16 protein-coding genes are annotated in these 19085 nt (G+C 74.6%); 10 read left to right on the top strand and 6 right to left on the bottom strand.

What is annotated here, in order from left to right; all coding sequences use genetic code 11:
- The first annotated feature begins 293 nt into the window (after positions 1 to 293).
- From ACVV2G_RS31325 to ACVV2G_RS31310, 4 genes are all read left to right on the top strand, one after another.
- On the top strand, positions 294 to 1133 hold the full coding sequence (locus ACVV2G_RS31325; protein WP_453846174.1) for a CPBP family intramembrane glutamic endopeptidase: 840 nt from the start codon (positions 294 to 296) through the stop codon (positions 1131 to 1133).
- Positions 1130 to 2296, top strand: a complete 1167-nt coding sequence (locus ACVV2G_RS31320) for a sensor histidine kinase (protein WP_453846173.1) — start codon at positions 1130 to 1132, stop codon at positions 2294 to 2296. The genes ACVV2G_RS31325 and ACVV2G_RS31320 overlap by 4 nt, the downstream gene beginning before the upstream one ends.
- Positions 2293 to 2952: a response regulator gene (locus tag ACVV2G_RS31315; protein WP_453846172.1), complete on the top strand. Its 660-nt coding sequence runs from the start codon at positions 2293 to 2295 to the stop codon at positions 2950 to 2952. Before ACVV2G_RS31320 ends, ACVV2G_RS31315 begins: the two co-directional genes overlap by 4 nt.
- Positions 2953 to 3149: 197 nt before the next feature.
- Positions 3150 to 3884 (top strand): D-Ala-D-Ala carboxypeptidase family metallohydrolase, encoded by a 735-nt coding sequence (locus ACVV2G_RS31310; RefSeq protein ID WP_453846171.1) that lies wholly within the window; start codon positions 3150 to 3152, stop codon positions 3882 to 3884.
- Between the two features lie 127 nt (positions 3885 to 4011).
- On the opposite strand, the gene ACVV2G_RS31305 is transcribed toward ACVV2G_RS31310, so the two are convergent.
- Complete coding sequence (locus ACVV2G_RS31305) at positions 4012 to 4638, bottom strand: TetR/AcrR family transcriptional regulator (RefSeq protein ID WP_453846170.1); 627 nt, start codon at positions 4636 to 4638, stop codon at positions 4012 to 4014.
- A gap of 99 nt (positions 4639 to 4737) precedes the next feature.
- On the opposite strand from ACVV2G_RS31305, the gene ACVV2G_RS31300 reads away from it, so the two are divergent.
- Positions 4738 to 5391 (top strand): CatB-related O-acetyltransferase, encoded by a 654-nt coding sequence (locus ACVV2G_RS31300; protein ID WP_453846169.1) that lies wholly within the window; start codon positions 4738 to 4740, stop codon positions 5389 to 5391.
- Between the two features lie 214 nt (positions 5392 to 5605).
- On the opposite strand, the gene ACVV2G_RS31295 is transcribed toward ACVV2G_RS31300, so the two are convergent.
- The gene (locus ACVV2G_RS31295) at positions 5606 to 5926 is read right to left on the bottom strand and encodes a MerR family transcriptional regulator (protein ID WP_453846168.1); all 321 of its coding nucleotides are present in this window, start codon (positions 5924 to 5926) and stop codon (positions 5606 to 5608) included.
- Between the two features lie 750 nt (positions 5927 to 6676).
- Between ACVV2G_RS31295 and ACVV2G_RS31290 the strand changes: the two genes are divergently transcribed.
- The gene (locus ACVV2G_RS31290) at positions 6677 to 7138 is read left to right on the top strand and encodes a carboxymuconolactone decarboxylase family protein (protein WP_453846167.1); all 462 of its coding nucleotides are present in this window, start codon (positions 6677 to 6679) and stop codon (positions 7136 to 7138) included.
- A 131-nt stretch (positions 7139 to 7269) separates the two neighbouring features.
- On the opposite strand, the gene ACVV2G_RS31285 is transcribed toward ACVV2G_RS31290, so the two are convergent.
- Together ACVV2G_RS31285 and ACVV2G_RS31280 are read right to left on the bottom strand one after the other, a co-directional pair.
- A complete protein-coding gene (locus ACVV2G_RS31285; RefSeq protein ID WP_453846166.1) occupies positions 7270 to 8682 on the bottom strand; it encodes a nitrosuccinate lyase in 1413 nt (470 codons plus the stop codon).
- Complete coding sequence (locus ACVV2G_RS31280) at positions 8679 to 10712, bottom strand: FAD/NAD(P)-binding protein (protein ID WP_453846200.1); 2034 nt, start codon at positions 10710 to 10712, stop codon at positions 8679 to 8681. Before ACVV2G_RS31280 ends, ACVV2G_RS31285 begins: the two co-directional genes overlap by 4 nt.
- A gap of 256 nt (positions 10713 to 10968) precedes the next feature.
- Here ACVV2G_RS31280 and ACVV2G_RS31275 point away from each other — a divergent pair, with 256 nt between their 5' ends.
- Positions 10969 to 11832 carry a sigma-70 family RNA polymerase sigma factor gene (locus tag ACVV2G_RS31275; protein WP_453846165.1) on the top strand — a complete coding sequence of 288 codons (864 nt, stop codon included), beginning with the start codon at positions 10969 to 10971 and terminating at the stop codon, positions 11830 to 11832.
- Between the two features lie 231 nt (positions 11833 to 12063).
- Positions 12064 to 13305, top strand: a complete 1242-nt coding sequence (locus ACVV2G_RS31270; protein WP_453846164.1) for an acyltransferase family protein — start codon at positions 12064 to 12066, stop codon at positions 13303 to 13305.
- Between the two features lie 67 nt (positions 13306 to 13372).
- Here the strand turns inward: ACVV2G_RS31270 and ACVV2G_RS31265 are convergent, their stop codons facing one another.
- Together ACVV2G_RS31265 and ACVV2G_RS31260 are read right to left on the bottom strand one after the other, a co-directional pair.
- On the bottom strand, positions 13373 to 13828 hold the full coding sequence (locus ACVV2G_RS31265) for a carboxymuconolactone decarboxylase family protein (protein ID WP_453846163.1): 456 nt from the start codon (positions 13826 to 13828) through the stop codon (positions 13373 to 13375).
- Positions 13829 to 14158: 330 nt separating this feature from the next.
- Positions 14159 to 14872, bottom strand: a complete 714-nt coding sequence (locus ACVV2G_RS31260; RefSeq protein ID WP_453846162.1) for an SDR family oxidoreductase — start codon at positions 14870 to 14872, stop codon at positions 14159 to 14161.
- Positions 14873 to 15018: 146 nt separating this feature from the next.
- Between ACVV2G_RS31260 and ACVV2G_RS31255 the strand changes: the two genes are divergently transcribed.
- Together ACVV2G_RS31255 and ACVV2G_RS31250 are read left to right on the top strand one after the other, a co-directional pair.
- Positions 15019 to 17982 (top strand): AfsR/SARP family transcriptional regulator, encoded by a 2964-nt coding sequence (locus tag ACVV2G_RS31255; protein WP_453846161.1) that lies wholly within the window; start codon positions 15019 to 15021, stop codon positions 17980 to 17982.
- A gap of 118 nt (positions 17983 to 18100) precedes the next feature.
- On the top strand, positions 18101 to 18805 hold the full coding sequence (locus ACVV2G_RS31250) for a gamma-glutamyl-gamma-aminobutyrate hydrolase family protein (RefSeq protein ID WP_453846160.1): 705 nt from the start codon (positions 18101 to 18103) through the stop codon (positions 18803 to 18805).
- Positions 18806 to 19085: the final 280 nt, after the last annotated feature.

Genomic DNA, 19085 nt, shown 5'->3' with positions numbered 1-19085 from the left:
GGGCGGGCGGCCGCGGTGGGAAGCGACGCGCCCGGAAAGCAGCGGGGCCCGTGCACGGTGGGGCCCGTGCGCGGTGGCGGGGTCCGTGCGCGGTGGGGTCCGTGCGCGGTGGCGGGGCCCGTGCGCGGTGGGGTCAAGCGTCGGCCGCTCCGGCGGGGCGGCCCCCGGGGGGCTTGTCCCCCGTGCGAGCTACGGCCAGGTGTCCACCGTGAGGTGACGCTCTTCGGGCGCCGCAACCGTAGCGTCCAAAGCAGCCCGCGGCGCACCGGACGCGGCACGACAAAGGGGTTCCCGTGAGGTTTGTCTGGCAGTTCCTGGCCGTCATGGCGATATACGCCCTGGGCGGCATCGCCGTCAACGCGGTGAAGGACGACGCCTGGCTCACGCTCGTCCTCGGCGTCACGGTCGCCGCCCTGGCCGTGCTCGTGTACGGGTGGGTGGTGCGGGCGACGGAGCACCGGCCCGCCCCGGACGTGGCCCGGGAGGGCGCCGCGGCCCGGACCGGCCGGGGCTTTGCGATCGGCACCGGGATGTTCGCGGCCGTCATCGTGAACCTCTTCGTCTCGGGGCACTACGACGTGGACGGCCTGGGCTCGGTGACCGGCGCGCTGGGGCTGTTCGGTTTCATGGCCGCCGCCGCGGTGACCGAGGAAGTGGTCTACCGCGGGGTGCTGTTCCGGATCATCGAGGAGCACATCGGCACGTACCTCGCCCTGGCGTCGACCGGTCTCCTGTTCGGCTTCTCGCACCTGCTCAACGAGCACGCCACGCTGTGGGGCGGCCTCGCCATCGCGATCGAGGCGGGGTTCATGCTCGCCGCCGCGTACGCCGCCACCCGCAGCCTGTGGCTGCCGATCGGCGTGCACTTCGGCTGGAACTTCGCCGCGGCCGGCGTCTTCAGCACCGAGGTCTCCGGCAACGGCACCGACCAGGGGCTCCTGGACGCCTCGACGTCGGGTCCGGAGCTGCTCACCGGCGGCGACTTCGGGCCGGAGGCCAGTGTGTACGCGGTGGGCTTCGGGGCGCTGCTGACCCTGGTGTTCCTGTGGCTGGCCCACCGGCGCGGGAACATCGTGCCCCGCGGCGCCCGGCGGGCCGCGGGTGCCGGCTCCCCCGCTAAGCTGCCGCGGTGAGCGGTCTTCGGCGTCTTGCGCAGGGGTGGCACCGGCTCGACGTCACGGTCCGGGACCTCCCGCTCGGGGTGCTCCTCCTGGTCGCGTCGGTCCTGCCGGGGTTCCACGGCAACGGCACGGAGGTCGGCGGTCTGCCGACCCGGCCCGCCGACGCGCTGGCCGGTGCGGCGGCCGTCCTGCAGTGCCTTCCGCTCGCCGTGCGCCGGCGGTGGCCGCCGGTCTGCCTCGCCCTGGTCTCGTGCGGCTTCGCCCTCGACCAGCTGCGCGGCTACCACCTCTTCGCGGGCACCGCGCTGCCCATCGCGCTGCTGAGCGCCGGGTCGTACCTGGAGCGGTACCGGCGCGCCGTCCCGGTCGTCTCCTCCGCGGCGTTCGCGGCCGTGGCGGTCGCGCTCCACCGGCGCGGGCCCGGCGAGCCGGTGGCCGAGTTCGTGACGTTCTATCTGGCGCTGGCCCTCGCGTGGGGCATCGGCGCGTGGATGCGTTCCGCCCGGGCCGCGGAGGCCGAACGCCGCGGCCGTGTCGCCGAGGACGCCCGGGGCGCCGAGCGGGCCCGGATCGCCCGTGAGCTCCACGACGTGGTGACCCATCATGTGACGGCGATGGTCGTGCAGGTGGAGGCGGCCCGGTACCTGACCGCCTCGCCCGACCGCCTCGACCGGACCCTGACCGCCGTCGGCGACACCGGCCGGCAGGCCATCACCGATCTGCGGCACCTGCTCGACCTGCTCCATCCCGACCACGGCACCGGTCACGGCGGCGAGGACAGGACGCCGCCCGTCGGCCGGGTGCTCACGCTCGTCGAGCACACGCGGCTGGCCGGGCAGCCGGTGGAGTTCACCGAGGAGGGCACGCCGCCGGCCTCGGCCGGCAGCGCCGGCCTCGTGGCCTACCGGGTCGTGCAGGAGGCCCTGACGAACGCGCTCAAGTACGACCACGGGAGCCGGACCTCGGTCCTGGTGCGCCATGGCGAGAAGGAGATCACCGTGGAGGTCGGCACGGACGGTTCCGGTGCGCGGGCCGCGTCCCCCGGCGGGAGCGGGCGGGGACTGGAGGGGCTGCGCGAACGGGTCGACGTGCTGGGCGGCGACTTCAGTGCGGACCGCCGGGCCGGCGGCGGCTTCCTCGTCCGGGCGCGGATACCCGCGAAGGGCCCGGCGTGAGCGCGCCCCTGCGGGTCCTGGTCTGCGACGACCAGATGCTGATCCGCACCGGGCTGTCGACCATCATCGACGCGCAGCCCGACCTGACGGTGGCGGGCGAGTGCGGTGACGGGCGCACCGCCGTGGAACTGGCCGGCCGGCTGCGCCCGGACGTCGTGGTGATGGACGTGCGCATGCCGGTCCTGGACGGCATCGAGGCCACCCGGCTGCTGGCCGGTGCCGGGGTCGAGCACCCGGTGAAGGTGCTCGTGGTGACCACGTTCAACCTGGACGAGTACGTCTACGAAGCACTGCGGGCCGGAGCGAGCGGGTTCCTGCTCAAGGACGCGCCGCCGGACCGGCTGCTGCACGGGATCCGGACCGTGGCCCTGGGCGCGGCGCTGCTGGACCCCGAGGTGACGCGTCGGCTCGTGGGCCGTTACGCCGCCCGGATCCGGCCCGCCGGGGGCGGTGCGCAGGACGTCCCGCTGACGCCCCGCGAACTGGAGGTCCTCCGCCTCATCGCGGACGGGCGGTCCAACAGTGAGATCGCCGGGGCGCTCGTCATCAGCCACGAGACCGTCAAGACCTTCGTGTCCCGCATCCTGGCCAAGCTCGGGCTGCGCGACCGGGTCCAGGCCGTCGTCTACGCCTACCGCAACGGCCTGGTGACCTGACCGGGCACCGCCGCGACGGCGCCGTGCCGAAGGAGGGTGCGGAGCGGGAAGCCGGCCGTCTCCCGCCGTGGCACGCGGGGCGTCCGCCGGACGCGGGGACGCCTGTTCCGCCGCCCCCCGGGGCGCCATTGACGCGCGTAGCCCGTTGCCGCACGCTGGGCTCCGGTGGTGGTCGACTCAACGGTCGGGAGGCCGGAATGTTCAGACGCGTGTCACGCCCGCTCCTCTCACTTGTCATGCTCATGGCTAGCATGGTGGCCGGGGTGGGCGCCACCGCCGGCACCGCGCACGCCGACTCCTGCTACACCTGGAACCGCACCCTCTCCCAGGGTTCCTCGGGCAGCGACGTGACCCAGCTCCAGATCCGGGTCGCCGGCTGGGTGACCTCCGGCGAGCGGCTCTCCTACGACGGCCAGTACGGCGCGCGGACCGCCGCCGCCGTCAGGAAGTTCCAGGCCGCGTACGGGCTGGGCGCGGACGGGATCGCCGGCCCCGCGACGTTCAGCAGGATCTACGCCCTCCAGGACGCCGACTGCACGCCCGTCCACTTCAGCTACGCCGAACTCAACAAGTGCAACTCCGACTGGTCCGGCGGCGCGGTCTCCGCGGCCACCGCCAGGGCGAACGCGCTCAAGACCATGTGGAAGCTGGAGGCGATGCGGCACGCCCTCGGCGACGTCCCGATCACCATCTCCAGCGGCTTCCGCTCCCGCGCGTGCAACAACGCGGTCGGCGGCTCCGCCACCAGCCGTCACCTCTACGGTGACGCGGCCGACCTCGTCGGCTCGCCGTCGCTGTGCCGGCTCGCCCAGCAGTCCAGGACGCACGGCTTCTCGGAGATCCTCGGCCCGGGCTACCCCGGCCACAACGACCACACCCACGTGGCCTTCGACCCGTCGCCGTACTGGTCGGCTCCCACCTGCGGCGTCTGACCCGCCGGGGACGGACGGGTGCGGGGCCGGGGCCCGGCGCTCCATGGTGACGGCCCGGCCCGGTCCGTCCCGGCCGCGTGGCCCGGCGCTCCCGGACCGGTCCTGCGCCCGCATCCCCGCCCCTCGGTCACCCGCCCTCTTCCCGGGGCACGGGGAAGGCGCCCGCGGCGGCCGCCAGGACCGCCGCCCGCGCGGCCCGTTCGGGCAGTCGCGGGTCCGGCCGGGTACGCAGGAGCACCAGCTGGTGGTAGAGCGGGGCCGTGGCGGCGATCAGCAGGCTCCGCGCGTCGGCGTGCCGCGCGGGCAGTTCACCGCGCCCGACGGCGCGCTCGACGAGGATCTCGCACTGGGCGTACCGGTCCGCCCACAGCCGCGTCTGGGCCCGCGCGGCCTGTTCGGAGTGGAACGAGGCGGCCATCAGGGCGACGGCGAACGAGGGACGCACGACCAGGGACTCCTGGATCTCCTGGTTGAGGGCCGTCAGGTCGCCGCGCAGCGAGCCGGTGTCCGGCGGCTGCCAGCCGGTCTCGCCGGCGGCGGCGATGACGTCGGCGAGCAGGCCGCCGACATCGCGCCACCGCCGGTAGACGGTGGCGCGGTGCACGCCGGACCGCGTCGCGACACCCTCCATCGTGAGTCCTTCGTGGCCGCTTTCAGCGAGTTCGGCGCGCACCGCGTCGAGGACCTGGGCGCGAATGCGGGCGGTGCGGCCGCCCGGACGGCGGTTCGACGTCGTGTCCGGCGGGTTCGTCATCGGCAGTCGGTTTCCGGTTGATCGGGGCGGCAGGGCTGTGCCAGCATCCTAACGCGACAGTTGTCGCTCTAGGTCCCCTGGAGAGGAACCACCTCCGCGATGCCGCCCGTGCCCGCCGACCCCACCGTGCTCCACCCGATGCCCGCGCACCCGCGCGTGGTACTGCTCAAGCCGTTGGTGAAGTCGCCGCTGATCGAGGTGGGCGACTTCTCCTACTACGACGATCCGGACGACCCGACGGCGTTCGAGACGCGCAACGTCCTCCACCACTACGGTCCCGAGCGGCTCGTCATCGGCAGGTACTGCGCGCTGGGAGCCGGCACCCGGTTCCTCATGAACGGCGCCAACCACCGCATGGACGGGCCTTCCACCTTCCCGTTCCCCACCATGGGAGGCTCCTGGGCGGAGCACTTCGACCTGATCACCGGCCTGCCCGGCCGGGGAGACACGGTGGTCGGCAACGACGTGTGGTTCGGCCACGGCGCCACGGTCATGCCCGGTGTGCGCATCGGGCACGGCGCGATCATCGCCGCCGGCGCCGTGGTCACCGGTGACGTCCCCGACTACGGCATCGTCGGCGGCAACCCCGCCCGCCTCGTGCGCACCCGCTACAGCGCAAAGGACGTCACCCGGCTCCTCACCGTGGCGTGGTGGGACTGGCCCGTGCGGCACATCACCGAGCACGTACGGACGATCATGTCGGGGACCGTCGCCGACCTGGAGGAGGCCGCCGCGCGGCTCGGCCGGCCCTGACACCGCACGCCGCCGGCCCCCCGGGAAGACGCCGGGGGTCCGCGTTCCGGGCGCCGCCGCTCTCCCCTCCCCCGGCCGGTGCCGTCCTCGCGCGAGGACCTGCGCCCGCGAGCCGAGTCGGGAGGCACCCGCCGCCGGCGGGCCGGAGGGGCCGGCGCCCTGCCGGCCCCTCGCGCAAGCAGGAGGCTGGCCCGGCTCGCTCAGGGGGAGGTTCTCACTGTGCCTGGGTGCGCAGTTGCTCGTTGATGCGCTGGGCCTCTTCGAGCTGGTCCTCGAGGACGATGATCCGGCAGGCGGCCTCGACGGCGGTGCCGGCGTCGACGAGTTCGCGGGCGCGGGCGGCGACACGCAGTTGGTAGCGGGAGTAGCGGCGGTGGCCGCCTTCGGAGCGCAGGGGGGTGATCAGGCGGTGTTCGCCCAGGGAGCGCAGGAAGGCGGGGGTGGTGCCGAGCATGTCGGCGGCCCGGCCCATGGTGTAGGCGGGATAGTCGTCGTCATCGAGAGGGGTGGCGGGGCGGGTACTGCGAGGGGGCATAGACCTCTTCTTCCGGGGGACGCGTCGAGGGGCCCGGGCGCCGACTGGCGCCCGGGCCCCGAGCTTTCAACACCATCTGCCGGCTGATGTGAGCCGACCTTCTTTTTCCGCTGCGGTCCGCCTGGGAGGGCGGGGCTGCGGGGATCGCGGATGCGTGACCGGGGACCACCTTCCAATCCGGGGCCTTGCGGTACCCGGGCGGTCCTGCTCGGCCCGGGCGATCCTGATGGCGTTCTGCTCCTTATCTGGTGCGGTTGTTCCTTCGGTACTGCTGGGTTACGCGGTACTGCTGTGCGGCCCCTGGGGCCGCCCGGCCCGGCAGCCAGTGGAAGAACCCGTCACTTCCGGCTCCGCCACTCCGCTGCCGTGCCGCTCCTTCGTCTGCACGGCAGTTCGTCTCTGCCGTGCCCGTCGACTTCTTGGCTACGACGACAACACTAGCCTCCGTCGGCAGCAATGTCTACAGCGGACACAACAGGTTTGCTCCAGCCGTGGGCCTCGGGATTCTGTCCCTTCTGCGGCGGGGCGGCCTGATGCCGATGCCCGGGTCGAGGCGCGCTGGAGGAACGGTCGGGACGGGGGCGGGCGGGCGGGGCGGGCGGGCATGCTGGCGGTGGCCGGCGCAGGGCCGGTGGCGGCTCGGGGAAGTTTTCCCGTGCGCCGGTCACATTCACTGCTTCCGGGTCGTCAGTGCAGTGAAGGCATCGCGGCCGCCCGATACCGGTCGCTTATGGATTTCTGGAGGAACCCATGACTGCTCGTATGCCCAACCCCGCGATCGTCGCCGGTCCCGAGGTCATCCCGGCACTGCTGGGCGTGGCCGGGGCGGTGAAGAACACCGGGGTGCCGGAGACCACGATCAACCTGATCTACCTGCGTGCCAGCCAGATCAACGGCTCCAGCTGGAACGTGCACAAGCACGCCGGTGACCTGAAGGCGGCCGGTGAGAGCGACGAGCGGATCAGCACGGTCGCGGCCTGGCGTGAGACGCCGTTCTTCACCCCCGAGGAGCGCGCCGCGCTGGCGCTCGCGGAGGCGGCGACGCGGCTGAGCGACCGTCAGGACGCGGTGTCGGACGAGGTGTGGGCCGAGGCCGCCAAATACTTCAGCGACCAGCAGCTCGCCGGGATCCTGCTCGCCACGGGTCTGAGCAACCTGTGGCACCGGCTGATCCCCACCACCCGCCAGGTCGCGGGACCGGTCGCCGGCTGACCACCGGCGCGGGGCGGGCGGGACGGGGCGGGCGCCGCAGGCGCCCGCCCCGTCCCCTTTTTTTCTCGCCCGTCGCTGCTTCCGGCGCCCCTTCCCGTGCCCGCTGCCCTTCTTGTCCTGCCGCCCTGCTCCTACCGCGTGGCGGGGTCCGTCAGGGAGCGGTCCACCAGGGCTGCCGCCGCGCCCGTGTAGGCGGCCGGGTCCAGGAGGGCGGTCAGTTCGTCGTGGGTGAGGACGTCTTCGAGCGCGGGGTGTTCGGACAGGACGTCGGCCAGCGGGCGGGAGGCCCCGTCCGCCTGGTGGGAGGCCCGGGTCAGCAGTTCCTTCGCCTCCGCTGCGCCGAGCAGGGGGGTGAGGGCGGCGCAGACGCGTTCGGAGACGATCTGCCCGCCGGTCGCCTCGAGGTTGGCGCGCATCCGGCCGGGGTGGACGACGAGCCCACGGGTGAGTTCGGCACCGGTCTGCGCGGCGCCGCCGGTCAGGCGCAGCGCCTCGCGCAGGGGCTGCCACTCGGCGTGCCACAGGCCGGCGGAGCGTTCGTCCTCGGTGGGCAGGCAGTGGGCCAGGACCGAGGCGAGGGCGGGCACCTGGAGGGCGGCCGAGCGGATGAGGGTGGCGAGGACCGGGTTGCGTTTGTGCGGCATCGCCGAGGAGGCGCCGCGGCCGGCGGTGCCGGGTTCGGTGACCTCGCCGATCTCGGTGCGGGTCAGCACCTGCACGTCGGCGGCGATCTTGCCGAGTGCGCCGGTGGTGTGGGCGAGTGCCGCGCCGAGGTCGGCGATGGGGGTGCGCAGGGCGTGCCAGGGCAGGTCGGGGACGGCCAGGCCGGTCTCGTCGGCGTAGGCGGCGCCCAGGTCGTCGAGCAGGGCCTCGGGGGTGGTGCGGGGGCCGGCGTGCTGGAGGTAGCCGGCGAGGGTGCCGGCCGCGCCGCCGAGGGAGACGGGCAGGCCGTGGTCGGCGATGCGGGTCAGGCGTTCGGCGGCGTCCAGGGTGAGCCGGCGCCAGCCGGCCGCCTTCAGGCCGAACGTGGTGGGTACGGCGTGCAGGGTGAGGGTGCGGCCCGCCATGACGGTGTCGCGGTGGCGGGCGGCGAGGCCGGCCGTCGCGTCGGCGACGGTGTGCAGGTCGGCGACGATCAGCCGCAGGGCGCGTGCCGCGACGAGCATGGCGCCGGTGTCGAAGACGTCCTGGCTGGTGGAGCCGCGGTGGACGTACTCGGCGGCCTCGGGCGAGCACTGGGCGACCTCGGCCGTCAGCGCTTTGACCAGGCCGACCACGGGGTTGGCGGTCTCGCGGGCGGCGAGGGCCAGCCGGCGTGCGTCGAGCCGGTCGGCTCGGGCGCAGGCGGTGATGGTGCGGGCCGCCGCCTCGGGGACCGTCCCGCATCGCGCCTGGGCGCGGGCCAGGGCCGCCTCGGCGTCGAGCATCGCCTGCAGCCAGGCGGTGTCGCTGACGGCCGCCTCGACGCGGGTGCCGGCCCGGACCGGGGAGAGCAGGCCGGTGTCCGCCGGGCAGGAGGCGGGGGCGGGCGGGTCGTGGGTCATGAGGCCTTCCTCGCCGCCTGCGGGCCGGCGGCGGTGCCGCGGGCCGGGAACGGTGTGGTGGCGGGCGGGCGGACGGAGGCGGAGGGCGGGGGCAGGGCGAGGACGGCCGCCGCGATGGCGTCGGAGTCCTCCAGGGTGACCGAGCCGACTCCGGGCCGGATGCCGGCGGCGGTCACCCAGTGGACGGACTCGGTGGGCACGCCGTAGGCGAAGCGCCTGGGGTGGGCGGCGCCGGCGGCGTCCACCAGGTGGTACGGGCGGGCGGTGACGGCCAGTCCGCCGGTCTCGTAGTCCTCGCCGTCCGCGCCGGGGATGCGGTAGGGGCGGCACTGGCCGGTGTGCAGCAGGTGGTTCATCAGCGGGTCGGCGGTGCGGCGCAGGTCGATCTCGGGCAGCCGGGACTCGATCAGCGTGGTGGCGTGGACGCGTACGCCGGGGATGTCGCTGGTGCCGGTGAAGCGGGGGCCGTCCGGGGCGTCGGCGTCGGCCTCGACGCGCATGCCGGGTCCGGTGACCTCGAGGATGCCCGCGTCGATGAGGGCGGCCATCTCCTCGATGCGGGAGGCGGGCGGGCCGATGGACAGGTAGGCGTTGAGCGGGGTGTACCAGCGGTCGAGTTCGTCGCGGTGCGAGGACGCGTCGAGCCCGGCGTGGTCGATGGTGAGCCGGATCTCGTTGCGCAGGTCGCGCAGGACGTCGAGGGCCGCCTTGCGGGGTCCGCTGACGTTGCCGAGGCGGGCCTGGTGGACGTCGTCGTCGAGGTGGGCGCGCAGCCAGGTGCGGAAGGCGGCCAGGTCGGCGAAGGTGCGCCCGCCGTAGGGGTGCAGGACGCGGTCCCAGTCCCAGCGCTCGCGGGCGGGGACGGCGTAGGTGTCGAGGAGGTGTTCCTCCGCGGGGCCGGGCGGGGTGTGCAGGTACTGTGCGGCGAACCGGGCCACCTGGGCGCTGTCGTGGCCGCGGGCGGTGAGCAGGGTCTCGTAGTAGACGCTCTGCACCTCCTTGGCGATCAGGGGCCACAGGTCGGCGGTGAAGCGGACCGGGCGGGGCCGGCCGCCGGGGGCCCGCAGGGCTTCGGCGAAGGGGGCGGTGAGCAGTCGGGGGAAGTAGCGGCCGTGGGCGCCCTTCTCGTTCTCGCCGCGCGCGTGGTAGGGCACGCCGCGCCGGGAGCCGGCGTACAGACGTGGTTCGCGGCCCGAGGGGCGGTAGACGAGCCGGCCGTCGGTGCGTGCGAAGGTGCCGCCCCGGCCCTGGGTGAACAGCGCCGTGTAGTCGAAGAAGTTCAGGCCGAGTCCGCGCAGCAGGACCGTCTCGCCGGGGGCGACGCAGGTCAGGTCGGTGTCGGCGGGGTTGGCGGGAGCGAGGTAGGTCAGGCCGTGCCGGTCGGCGAAGTCGGCGAGCCGCTGTTCGGTGCCGGTGGGCCGGGCCGGGACGTGGCCCTGGGCGAGGACCACCGCGGACAGGCCGGTCAGCCGGGTGCCGTCCTCCAGGAGCACGGTCTGGGCCGGGTGGTCCGCCTCGGTGGTGTCCTGGGTCAGGGAGACGGCCCGTGCGGGGTGCACGCGTACGGTGACGTGCGCCGGGGCCTCGGTGGTGACCTGTCGGAACACCCACATCAGGTAGTGGCCGTACAGGGCGCGGGTGGGGTAGGCGTCCGGTCCCAGGGCGCGGGCCTCGGCGAGGGTCTCCTCGTCGTGGGTGAGGCCCGGGCCCGGGGTCAGGGCGCCGGCGCCCACCGCCTTGGCCCACTGGTGGAGGCTGGGGCCTTCCTCCAGGGGGCCTTCGGTGCGGACGCTGGCGTCGGTGAACACCGTGACCTGGGAGGCGACGGTGTTCATCAGCAGGTGCCGGGACTGGGTGGGCCGCCAGACCCGGCCGGAGCCGGGGGGCGAGGGGTCGGCCACGTGCACGGTGACGCGGTCCCAGCGCGGGAACTTGCGTTCGTGGGCGCACAGCCGTTCCAGTACGGACAGTCCGCGCGGTCCGGCACCGACGATGCACAGCTCGGCGTGTCTGCTGTCTGCGGCGGGAATCCTGTGCTCGGCGGCCGGCGTCCGCCGGCCGGTGGTGTCGGGGGGTGCGAGGGGGGATCCGGCGAGCCGGCCCGGGCCATCGTCAGGTGAACGGTCCACAGCGCCTCCTTTGCGCCACCGTCGGCCGCCGCGCTCAAACAGGACTCGGCCCCTGCTCGAGGGTGCCCTCGCCTCGCACGCGGGAGCGGGTGTGCGGTCACATCGGCGTGCTCCCGTACGTCAAGGTGGTGAGCAACCGAGCGGGAGGAGACCTGGCATGGACGAGCAGGAATGGCTGGCCGAGCAGTTCGAGGGTGCCCGTGGGCATCTGCGGGCGGTCGCGTACCGCATGCTGGGCTCGCTCACCGAGGCGGACGACGCCGTGCAGGAGGCGTGGCTGCGGCTGAACCGGGCCTACGACAGCGACATCGAGAACCTGCGGGGATGGCTGACCACGGTGGTGGGCCGGGTGTGCCTGGACATGCTGAAGTCGCGCCGCATCCGCCGGGAGGACCCGTTCGAGTCGGTGGTCCACGTGCCGGACCACGTCCACGAGGAGAAGGGGGACCCCGAGCAGCACGCACTGCTGGCGGACTCGGTGGGGCTGGCGCTGCTGGTGGTGCTGGAAGCGCTGGACCCGGCGGAGCGGCTGGCGTTCGTGCTGCACGACATGTTCGGTGTCCCCTTCGACGAGATCGCGCCGATCGTCGAGCGCACGCCGGCGGCGGCCCGGCAGCTGGCCAGCCGGGCGCGGCGCCGGGTGCGCGGCGGGCCCGCGGTGTCGGACCCCGACCTGGTCAAGCGGCGTGAGGTGGTCGAGGCGTTCTTGTCCGCCGCGCGCGGCGGTGACTTCGAGGCGCTGCTGAACGTGCTGGACCCCGGTGTCGTGGCGCGTTCCGACGGCCGGCTCGGGGCGCGGGGCGCGCCGGCGGTGGCGTCGACGGCGGCGGCGTTCGCGCGGATCGCCGAGGTGGCGCAGCTGGCGCTGATCAACGGCTCGCCCGGTGTGATCGCCGCGCAGGCGGGCGAGGGGTTCCGGGCGATGACGTTCGACGTCCGGGACGGCTGCATCACCGAGATCGACGTCATCACCGAGCCGGACCGGCTGCTGACGCTGGACCTGGCCCTGTTGGACGGCTGAGAGCCGCCGGCGCCCGGCCTGCGTGCCGGCCCGGCGCCCGTGAGGCCCGGCGGGTGACGGCCCGCGCCCGTGGCGCCCCCGGCCCGGCGCCCGTGACGTCCGTGCCGGCCGGTCGTGCCGGTTCCTGGTCCTCGCCCCAGCGCGGTTCGAGCCGTGTGCCGTCTAATCGCCCGCGCAGCGGTGCTCTGTCCCGTCGGCAGAGCACCTCCCCAGGGGCGAGGAGGCTTTCGCGTGGCACACGACGAGATGACGGGTGGCGGTTCTCCGCCCACGGCGGTCGGCGGGCGGGGCCCGGCCGGGCCCGGCGACTCGGCGAAGGCGGCTGCCGGCGGGCAGGACAAGGCGGCGGGACGTGCCCGTTCGGCGCGGCTGGACTCGCTGACGGGGCTGCGGTTCGGTGCGGCGCTGCTGGTGTTCTTCAACCACGTGGGCCTGCCCTTCCCCCATCTGCGGCTGCTCGAGTCGGACTCGGCGGCGATGAACCTCTTCGACGTGACCGGGAACGCGGGCGCGCTGGGCGTGACGTTCTTCTTCGTCCTGAGCGGTTTCGTCCTGACGTGGTCGGCGCGCGACCGGGACACGGCACCGAGGTTCTGGCGCCGCCGGCTGGTGAAGATCTACCCGAACTACGTGGTCACCTGGGCGCTGGCGCTGGTGCTGTTCGCGTCGGCGTACACCACGACGGGGACGGCGGTCGCCAACCTGTTCATGGTGCACGTGTGGGTGCCGGACTTCGACGTGTTCTCCAGCGTGAACCAGCCGAGCTGGTCGCTGGGGTGCGAGGCGTTCTTCTACGCGTGCTTCCCGCTGCTGCACTCGTGGTTCCAGCGGATCCGTGCCGCGCACCTGCCGTACTGGATCGCGGGGGTGACGGCGGGCATCATCGCGACCCCCTGGGCGGCGTACGTGTTCATCGCGGACCGGCCCTACTTCCCCGGTGCCTCGCTGGGGGCGACGGTCTCCGCCGAGCAGTACTGGTTCGCCTACAACCTGCCGGTGACGCGGGTGCTGGACTTCGCGCTCGGCATGCTGGTCGCGCAGGCGGTCGTCCGCGGGCGCTGGTTCAACATCGGCATGGCGTGGTCGGGCGTGCTGCTGGCCGGCAGCTATGTGCTGTGCTCGTACGTGCCGTTCCTGTACTCGCAGCGTTCGGTGACGATCATCCCGATCGCGCTGCTGATCGCGGCCGCCGCGACCGCGGACATCCGGGGCACGAGGAGTTGGTTCCGCGGCCGGACGATGCTCTGGCTGGGCGAGATCTCGTTCGCCTTCTACCTGGTCCACTTCATCGTGCTGACCTACCTGCGCAAGGAGCTCGAGGGCACCTTCTCGATCGCCGAAACCACCGGCCTGGTGGCGCTGGGGCTGGTGATCAGCGTGCTGGCGTCGTGGGCGCTGTACGCGCTGGTGGAGCGGCCGATCACCCGGCGGTTCTCCTCCCCGCGGCGTGCCGGGCGTGTGGGGGCGTCCTGACGGCGTCCGCCGTCCCGGCACGGCGGCCCGGCCCCCGCGAGGGGGTGCCGGGCCGCTGCGGCGCGGTTCACCAGGCCCGGCCGGCCGTCTGACGGGTGGTGGCGTTGAGGCGGTTGAAGAAGTTGGCCACGGCGGTCATCATCACGATCGCCGCGAGGCCCTTCTCGTCGTAGTGGCGGGCGGCCTCGTCCCAGACGGGGTCCGGGACGGCGTCCTCGCGGTCGGCGAGCCGTGTGGCGTGCTCCGCGAGGGCGAGGGCGGCGCGTTCGGCGTCGGTGAAGAAGGGCGCGTCGTGCCAGGCCGCCACGGTGGTGAGGCGTTCCTCGCTCTCCCCGGCCTCGCGGGCGCTGCGGCAGGAGGCGTCGACGCAGGCGCTGCAGCCGTTGATCTGGCTGACGCGCAGGTGGACGAGTTCCAGCGTGAGATGCGGGACGCCGCCCTGTCGGGTCGCCTTCAGCAGGGCGCCGATCGCCTGCGTGGCGCCGGGAAGGACACCGGCCGGGTTGGTCATCCGTGCTTCCATGAGCGAACTCCGCTTTCGGTGGGTGCGGACGGGACATCCGGTGCGCGGCGGGCGGCCGCGGGGGCGCCGGGCAGGTGTTCCGGCGTGCCGTACGGCTGCCGCGCCCGCGGCGCGCCGCGGGCGCGGGGCTCCTCCGCGTGCCGCGGGGGCGTCGGCCGTCGTCCCGGCGGGGTCCGGCGCGTGCCGGGCCGTGCCGGGTGGGGCCGGTGCCTCACCGGTGGTGTTGCGCGGGGGGACCAGGAGGGGTCCGCTCAGCGTGCGGGTGCCGCTGCGCCGCGGTGGAGCGGGAGGTGGTGCGGCGGCCCGCCCGGCTGCGGCGGATCCGGGAACTCACCAGGGCAGCGGGCCCTCGTTCCCGAAGAACTGGGCGGTGGGGCCGTCGGCGTCCAGCGTCGCCAGGCGTACGGCGATCCGGGCGCCCTCGGCGGCCGTGATGTAGCCCATGCCGTTGTTGATGTCGGTGACGCAGTAGCCGGGATCGCAGGCGTTGACCTTGGCCGGGGTGCCCCACAGTTCCTTGGCGTAGGTCACGGTGATCATGTTGAGGGCGGCCTTGGAGGAGTTGTACGGCATGTTGTTCAGCGGCCACAGGGGGCTGTCCTCGGTCATCACCCGGGTCATGGAGGCGAGTTCGCTGGACTGGTTGACGATGCGGGCGGCCGGCGACCTGCGCAGCAGCGGCAGCATCGCGTTGGTCACCGTGACGACGCCGAACACGTTGGTCTCGTAGATCCGGCGCAGTGTCCCGGTGGTGGTGGCGCTGGGCAGGCCCAGGGGCGGCGCGACGGTGACGCCGGCGTTGTTCACCAGGATGTCCAGCCGGCCGTACTCCGTCTCGATCCACCGGGCGGCGGCGGCGACGCTGTCCGGGTCGGTCACGTCGAGCTGGACGTGGGGGCGGCCGAGTTCCCGTGCCGCCTCCTTGCCGCGCAGTTCGTCGCGGGCGCCGATGACGGCGGTGATGCCCCGTTCGCCGAGCTGGCGCACGATTTCGAAACCGATTCCCTTGTTTGCTCCCGTGACGAGAGCGATCTTGTCGGTCATCCCTGCCTCTCCAGTGCAGCATCCGGAAGGTGGTCTTCGGGTCTCCTGCCAGCGTGGACGAGGCCGTTCATAGGTACGCGATGCGTTCGCTATAGGTGCCTGGCCGGTGGGTCCGGGCCGGTGCCGGGAGAGGGTCTGCGGCAGTCATGACGGTGCGTTTTTCGATCCTGGGTCCGGTGGAGGTGTCGGTGGCGGGGCGGTCTCTGCCGGGGCTGGCGCCCCGTCACCGGGGGGTGCTGGCCTATTTGCTGCTGAACGCGCGGACCGTGCTCGGCGCGGAGCAGATCATCGACGCGATGTGGGGGCCGGCGCCGCCGGACACGGCCCGGGCGCAGATCCACGCGGCCGTCGCGGCGCTGCGCCGGGTGCTGCGCACCGCGGGCGCGGACCGGCTGCTGGAGACCCGGCCGGCCGGGTACGTGATCACGGTGCGGGCCGGGCAGCTGGACCTGGAGGACTTCACCGACCGGCTCCGCGCGGCGGATGAGGCGGACGATCCGGCGAGGGCGGCGGCCGGGATCAGGCGGGGGCTGTCGCTGTGGCGGGGGCGGCCGCTGGCGGACGTGCGGGCCGACTACGCCGACAGTGCGCGAGCCCGTCTCCAGGAGCGGCGGCTGAGCGCCTACGAGCACCTGGCGGAGCTGGAGCTGTCGTTGGGCCGGCACGAGCAGCTCGTCGACGAGCTGGCCGCGCTGGTGGCCGCGCATCCGCTGCGGGAGCGGCTGTCGGGCCGGCTGATGCTGGCCCTGCACCGGGCGGGCCGGCAGGCCGATGCCCTGGCGGTGGCCCGCGGGCTGCGGCGCACGCTCACCGAGCAGCAGGGGCTGGACCCCGGCCGGGCGTTCGTCGCGCTGGAACGGGCCATCCTGCACGACGACCCCGCGCTGGCGGCCCCGGCCCGGCCGGCCACGAGCCGGGGGCCGTCCGCCGCCGGGGCCCTCCTGCCCGCTGCCGCGCCGGCGCGGGAGCGGGCGCGGGCGGGCCGGCCGCGGCAGGCGAACTTCCTGCCGTACGACGTGCCGGACTTCTGCGGGCGCGCCGCCGAGCTGGCGTGTCTGCTGGCCGAGCGGTCCGGTGCGCAGGCGGCCGTGACGGTGTCGGTGATCGACGGCATGGCGGGCATCGGCAAGACGGCCCTGGCCGTGCACGCCGGTCACCGGCTCGCCGAGCGGTACCCGGACGGGCGGCTCTTCGTGGACCTGCAGGGGCACGCGGCCGGCCGAGCGCCCCTGGACGCGGGCGGCGCGCTGGGGGTGCTGCTGCGGCAGCTCGGGGTCCCGGCCGAGCGGATCCCGGTGTCCGCGGCGGAGCGGGCCGGGCTGTGGCGGGCCGAGCTGGCCGGCCGGCGGGTGCTGGTGGTCCTGGACAACGTGGCCGGCACCGAGCAGGTGCGGCCGTTCTTGCCGGGCGCGACCCGTAGTCTGCTGCTGGTCACCAGCCGGCGGCGGTTGACGGACCTGGACGGGGCGGCGTGCCTGTCGCTGGATCCGCTGCCGGCGGCGGACGCGATCGAGCTGTTCGCCAGGATCGTCGGCAAGCGGGTGGACGACGAGCCGCTGGCCGCGCTGGACATCCTGCACCTGTGCGGCTTCCTGCCGCTCGCGGTGCGCATCGCCGCCGGCCGGCTGCGTCACCGGCCGCGGTGGAGTGCGGCCCATCTGGCCGACCGGCTGCGCGACCAGCGCCGCCGCCTGGCCGAACTGTCCACGTCCGAGCGGGGTGTGGCCGCCGCGTTCGCCATGTCGTACCAGCAGCTGGACGCCGAGCAGCGGCGTATGTTCCGGCTGCTCGGGCTGCACCCGGGGCCCGACGCGGGCGTCCGTGCGGCGGCGGCCCTCGCGGGGATCGCGCCCGAGCGGGCCGGGCGGCTGCTGGAGGACCTGCTGGACGCGCACATGGTGCGCCAGCACCAGGCGGACCGCTACACCTTCCACGATCTGCTGCGCCAGTACGCGCACGCCATCGCCGAGGACGAGGAGGCCCCCGCCGCGCGGCGGGCCGCGCTGCACCGGCTCTTCGACCACTGCGTGGCGGGTGCGTCGGCCGCCGCCGCGCTGCTGTTCCCCCAGGGCCGCGGCGCGCACCGGCACACGCTGCCGCCCGCCGACCGGCCCGGTGCGCCGGTGGTGCTGCGCGACGCGCAGGAGGCCGAGGCGTGGCTGGAGGCCGAGCGCCCCGGCCTGGTCGCGGCCGGCGCGTACACGGCCGCGCACGGGTGGCCCGCGCACACCCTCCGGCTGGCGTCCGCCCTGCACCGCTACCTGTTCGACCGGGCGCTGCACGCCGAGGCGCTCGCGCTGGCCGAGCAGGCGCTGCACGTCAGCGCGGTCAGCGGCGACCACAGCGCGCAGGGCCGGTTCCTGACCGATCTGGCGTGGCTGGACTGGCGCCGGGGCCGTGACGAGCGGGCGGCCCGGCTCGCGGCGCGGGCGGTGCGGCTGGCCCGGCAGACCGGTGACCGGTTCGGTGAGGCACGGGCGCGGGACTGCCTGGGCCATCTGTTCCTGCGCGGCCACGACCAGGAGCAGGCCCACCACTGCTTCCTGACGGCCCTGCGGCTGTTCAGGTCCGTCGGGGACCGGTGCGGTGAGGCCCGCGGCCAGATGGGCCTCGGTCTGGTGTACGAGCGCCTGGGCCGTCTCGAGGCCGCCCGGGGCCATCACCACCGGGCCCTGGAGCTGTACCGGGAGCTGGGTGACCGGGGCGGTGAGGCCGTGGCGCTGATGGGCCTGGGGGCGGTGCACGGGCGGCAGGGGCGGTACGGGAGGGCGCACGGTCTGGCACTGCGTGCCCTGCGGGCGCAGCGTGCGCTGGGCAACCGGGGGCACGAGACGGAGGCGCTGAACGCGCTGGGCGAGGCGGCCCTGGCGCTGGGGGCGCCCCGGCAGGCGGCGGAGCAGCACGAGGCGGCGCTCGCGCTCGCCTGCGAGGTGGGGTTCCGTCATGAGCAGGCGCGTGCTTTGCAGGGGCTGGCGCGGGCCCACGACGCGCTCGGCCGTCCCGATCTCGCGCAGGGCTACGCGCGCCGTGCCCTGTCGCTGTGCGCGGTGCGTGCGGTGGCGCCGGCCGCGCGGGCGGCGGGCGCGGCGGCCGTCGGCGGCGCGGGGTGAGGGGCCGGCCGCCGGGCCCTCACCCCCGGCCGGGCTCGACCCCTTGTCCAGTGGGCTGCGATGCACTGGTCGTCCGGCCGGACGGGCCGGTTCTTCGAGGGAGAGGGACGGCAGCACGATGACGCGACCCGTGGTGGCGGTGACCGCCGACGCGACGACAGTGGACTGGAACATCTGGGGCGAGGTGGCGGTCTCGCTGCTGCCGCAACCGTATCTGGACAAGGTGGCACAGGCGGGCGGCGCACCCGTGCTGCTGCCTCCGCTGGTGGAGGCGGTGGAGGCGGTGGTGGAACGCGCGGACGCCTTGCTGATGAGCGGGGGCGCGGACCTCGACCCGGCCCTGTACGGGGCCGAGCGGAGCAGGTTCACCTTCCCGCCGCACCCGGCGCGGGACGCGGCGGAGCTGGCCGCGCTGGCCGTGGCGGAGCGGCGGGGCATTCCCGTCCTCGCGGTGTGCCGGGGTCTGCAGCTGATCTCCGTCTCCCGTGGCGGCACGCTCGATCAGCATCTGCCCGAGCACTCCCCCGCCGTGCCCGGCCGTTACGAGCCGCGCACGATCCGGGTGAAGCCCGATTCGGTGCTGGGCGGTGCGCTCGGCACGTCGCCGACCGTGTACTGCCACCACCACCAGGGCATCGACAGGCTCGGGGCCGGGCTGGTGGCCACCGCCTGGTCGGACGACGGTGTCATCGAGGGGGCGGAGGCCGAGGACCCGTCGGCGCCGTTCCTGGCGGGTCTGCAGGCGCACGGCGAACTGGGCGAGGACACGGTGCCGTTGTTCGAGGCGTTCGTCGAGGCGGCGAAGGTTCGAGCGCGCGCCTGACCGGTCCTGGGGCAGGTGAACGGCCGCCGCCCGCGGTCCCGCTCGATGCGGGGCCGCGGGCGGCGGCCGTCCGTGGCCGTCCGCGCCCCCCGGAGGGGGTGGTGAAGGCCGGTTCCCAGTGAGCCACCGCACCGCGCCGGCGGCGCGGGGGAATTGACCGCCGGGCGGTGCGGTGGCGGCACCGGATGGGACCCGACCCTCACCTGTCTGACGACGCGCGGGCCGCGTGTGTGACAGGGTCGGGAAAAGCCGGTGGGGAAACGCGGTGTGCTCCGGTGCG

Source organism: Streptomyces sp. JK94 (assembly GCF_053613315.1).
This window is presented reverse-complemented; position numbering and strand designations above follow the sequence as displayed.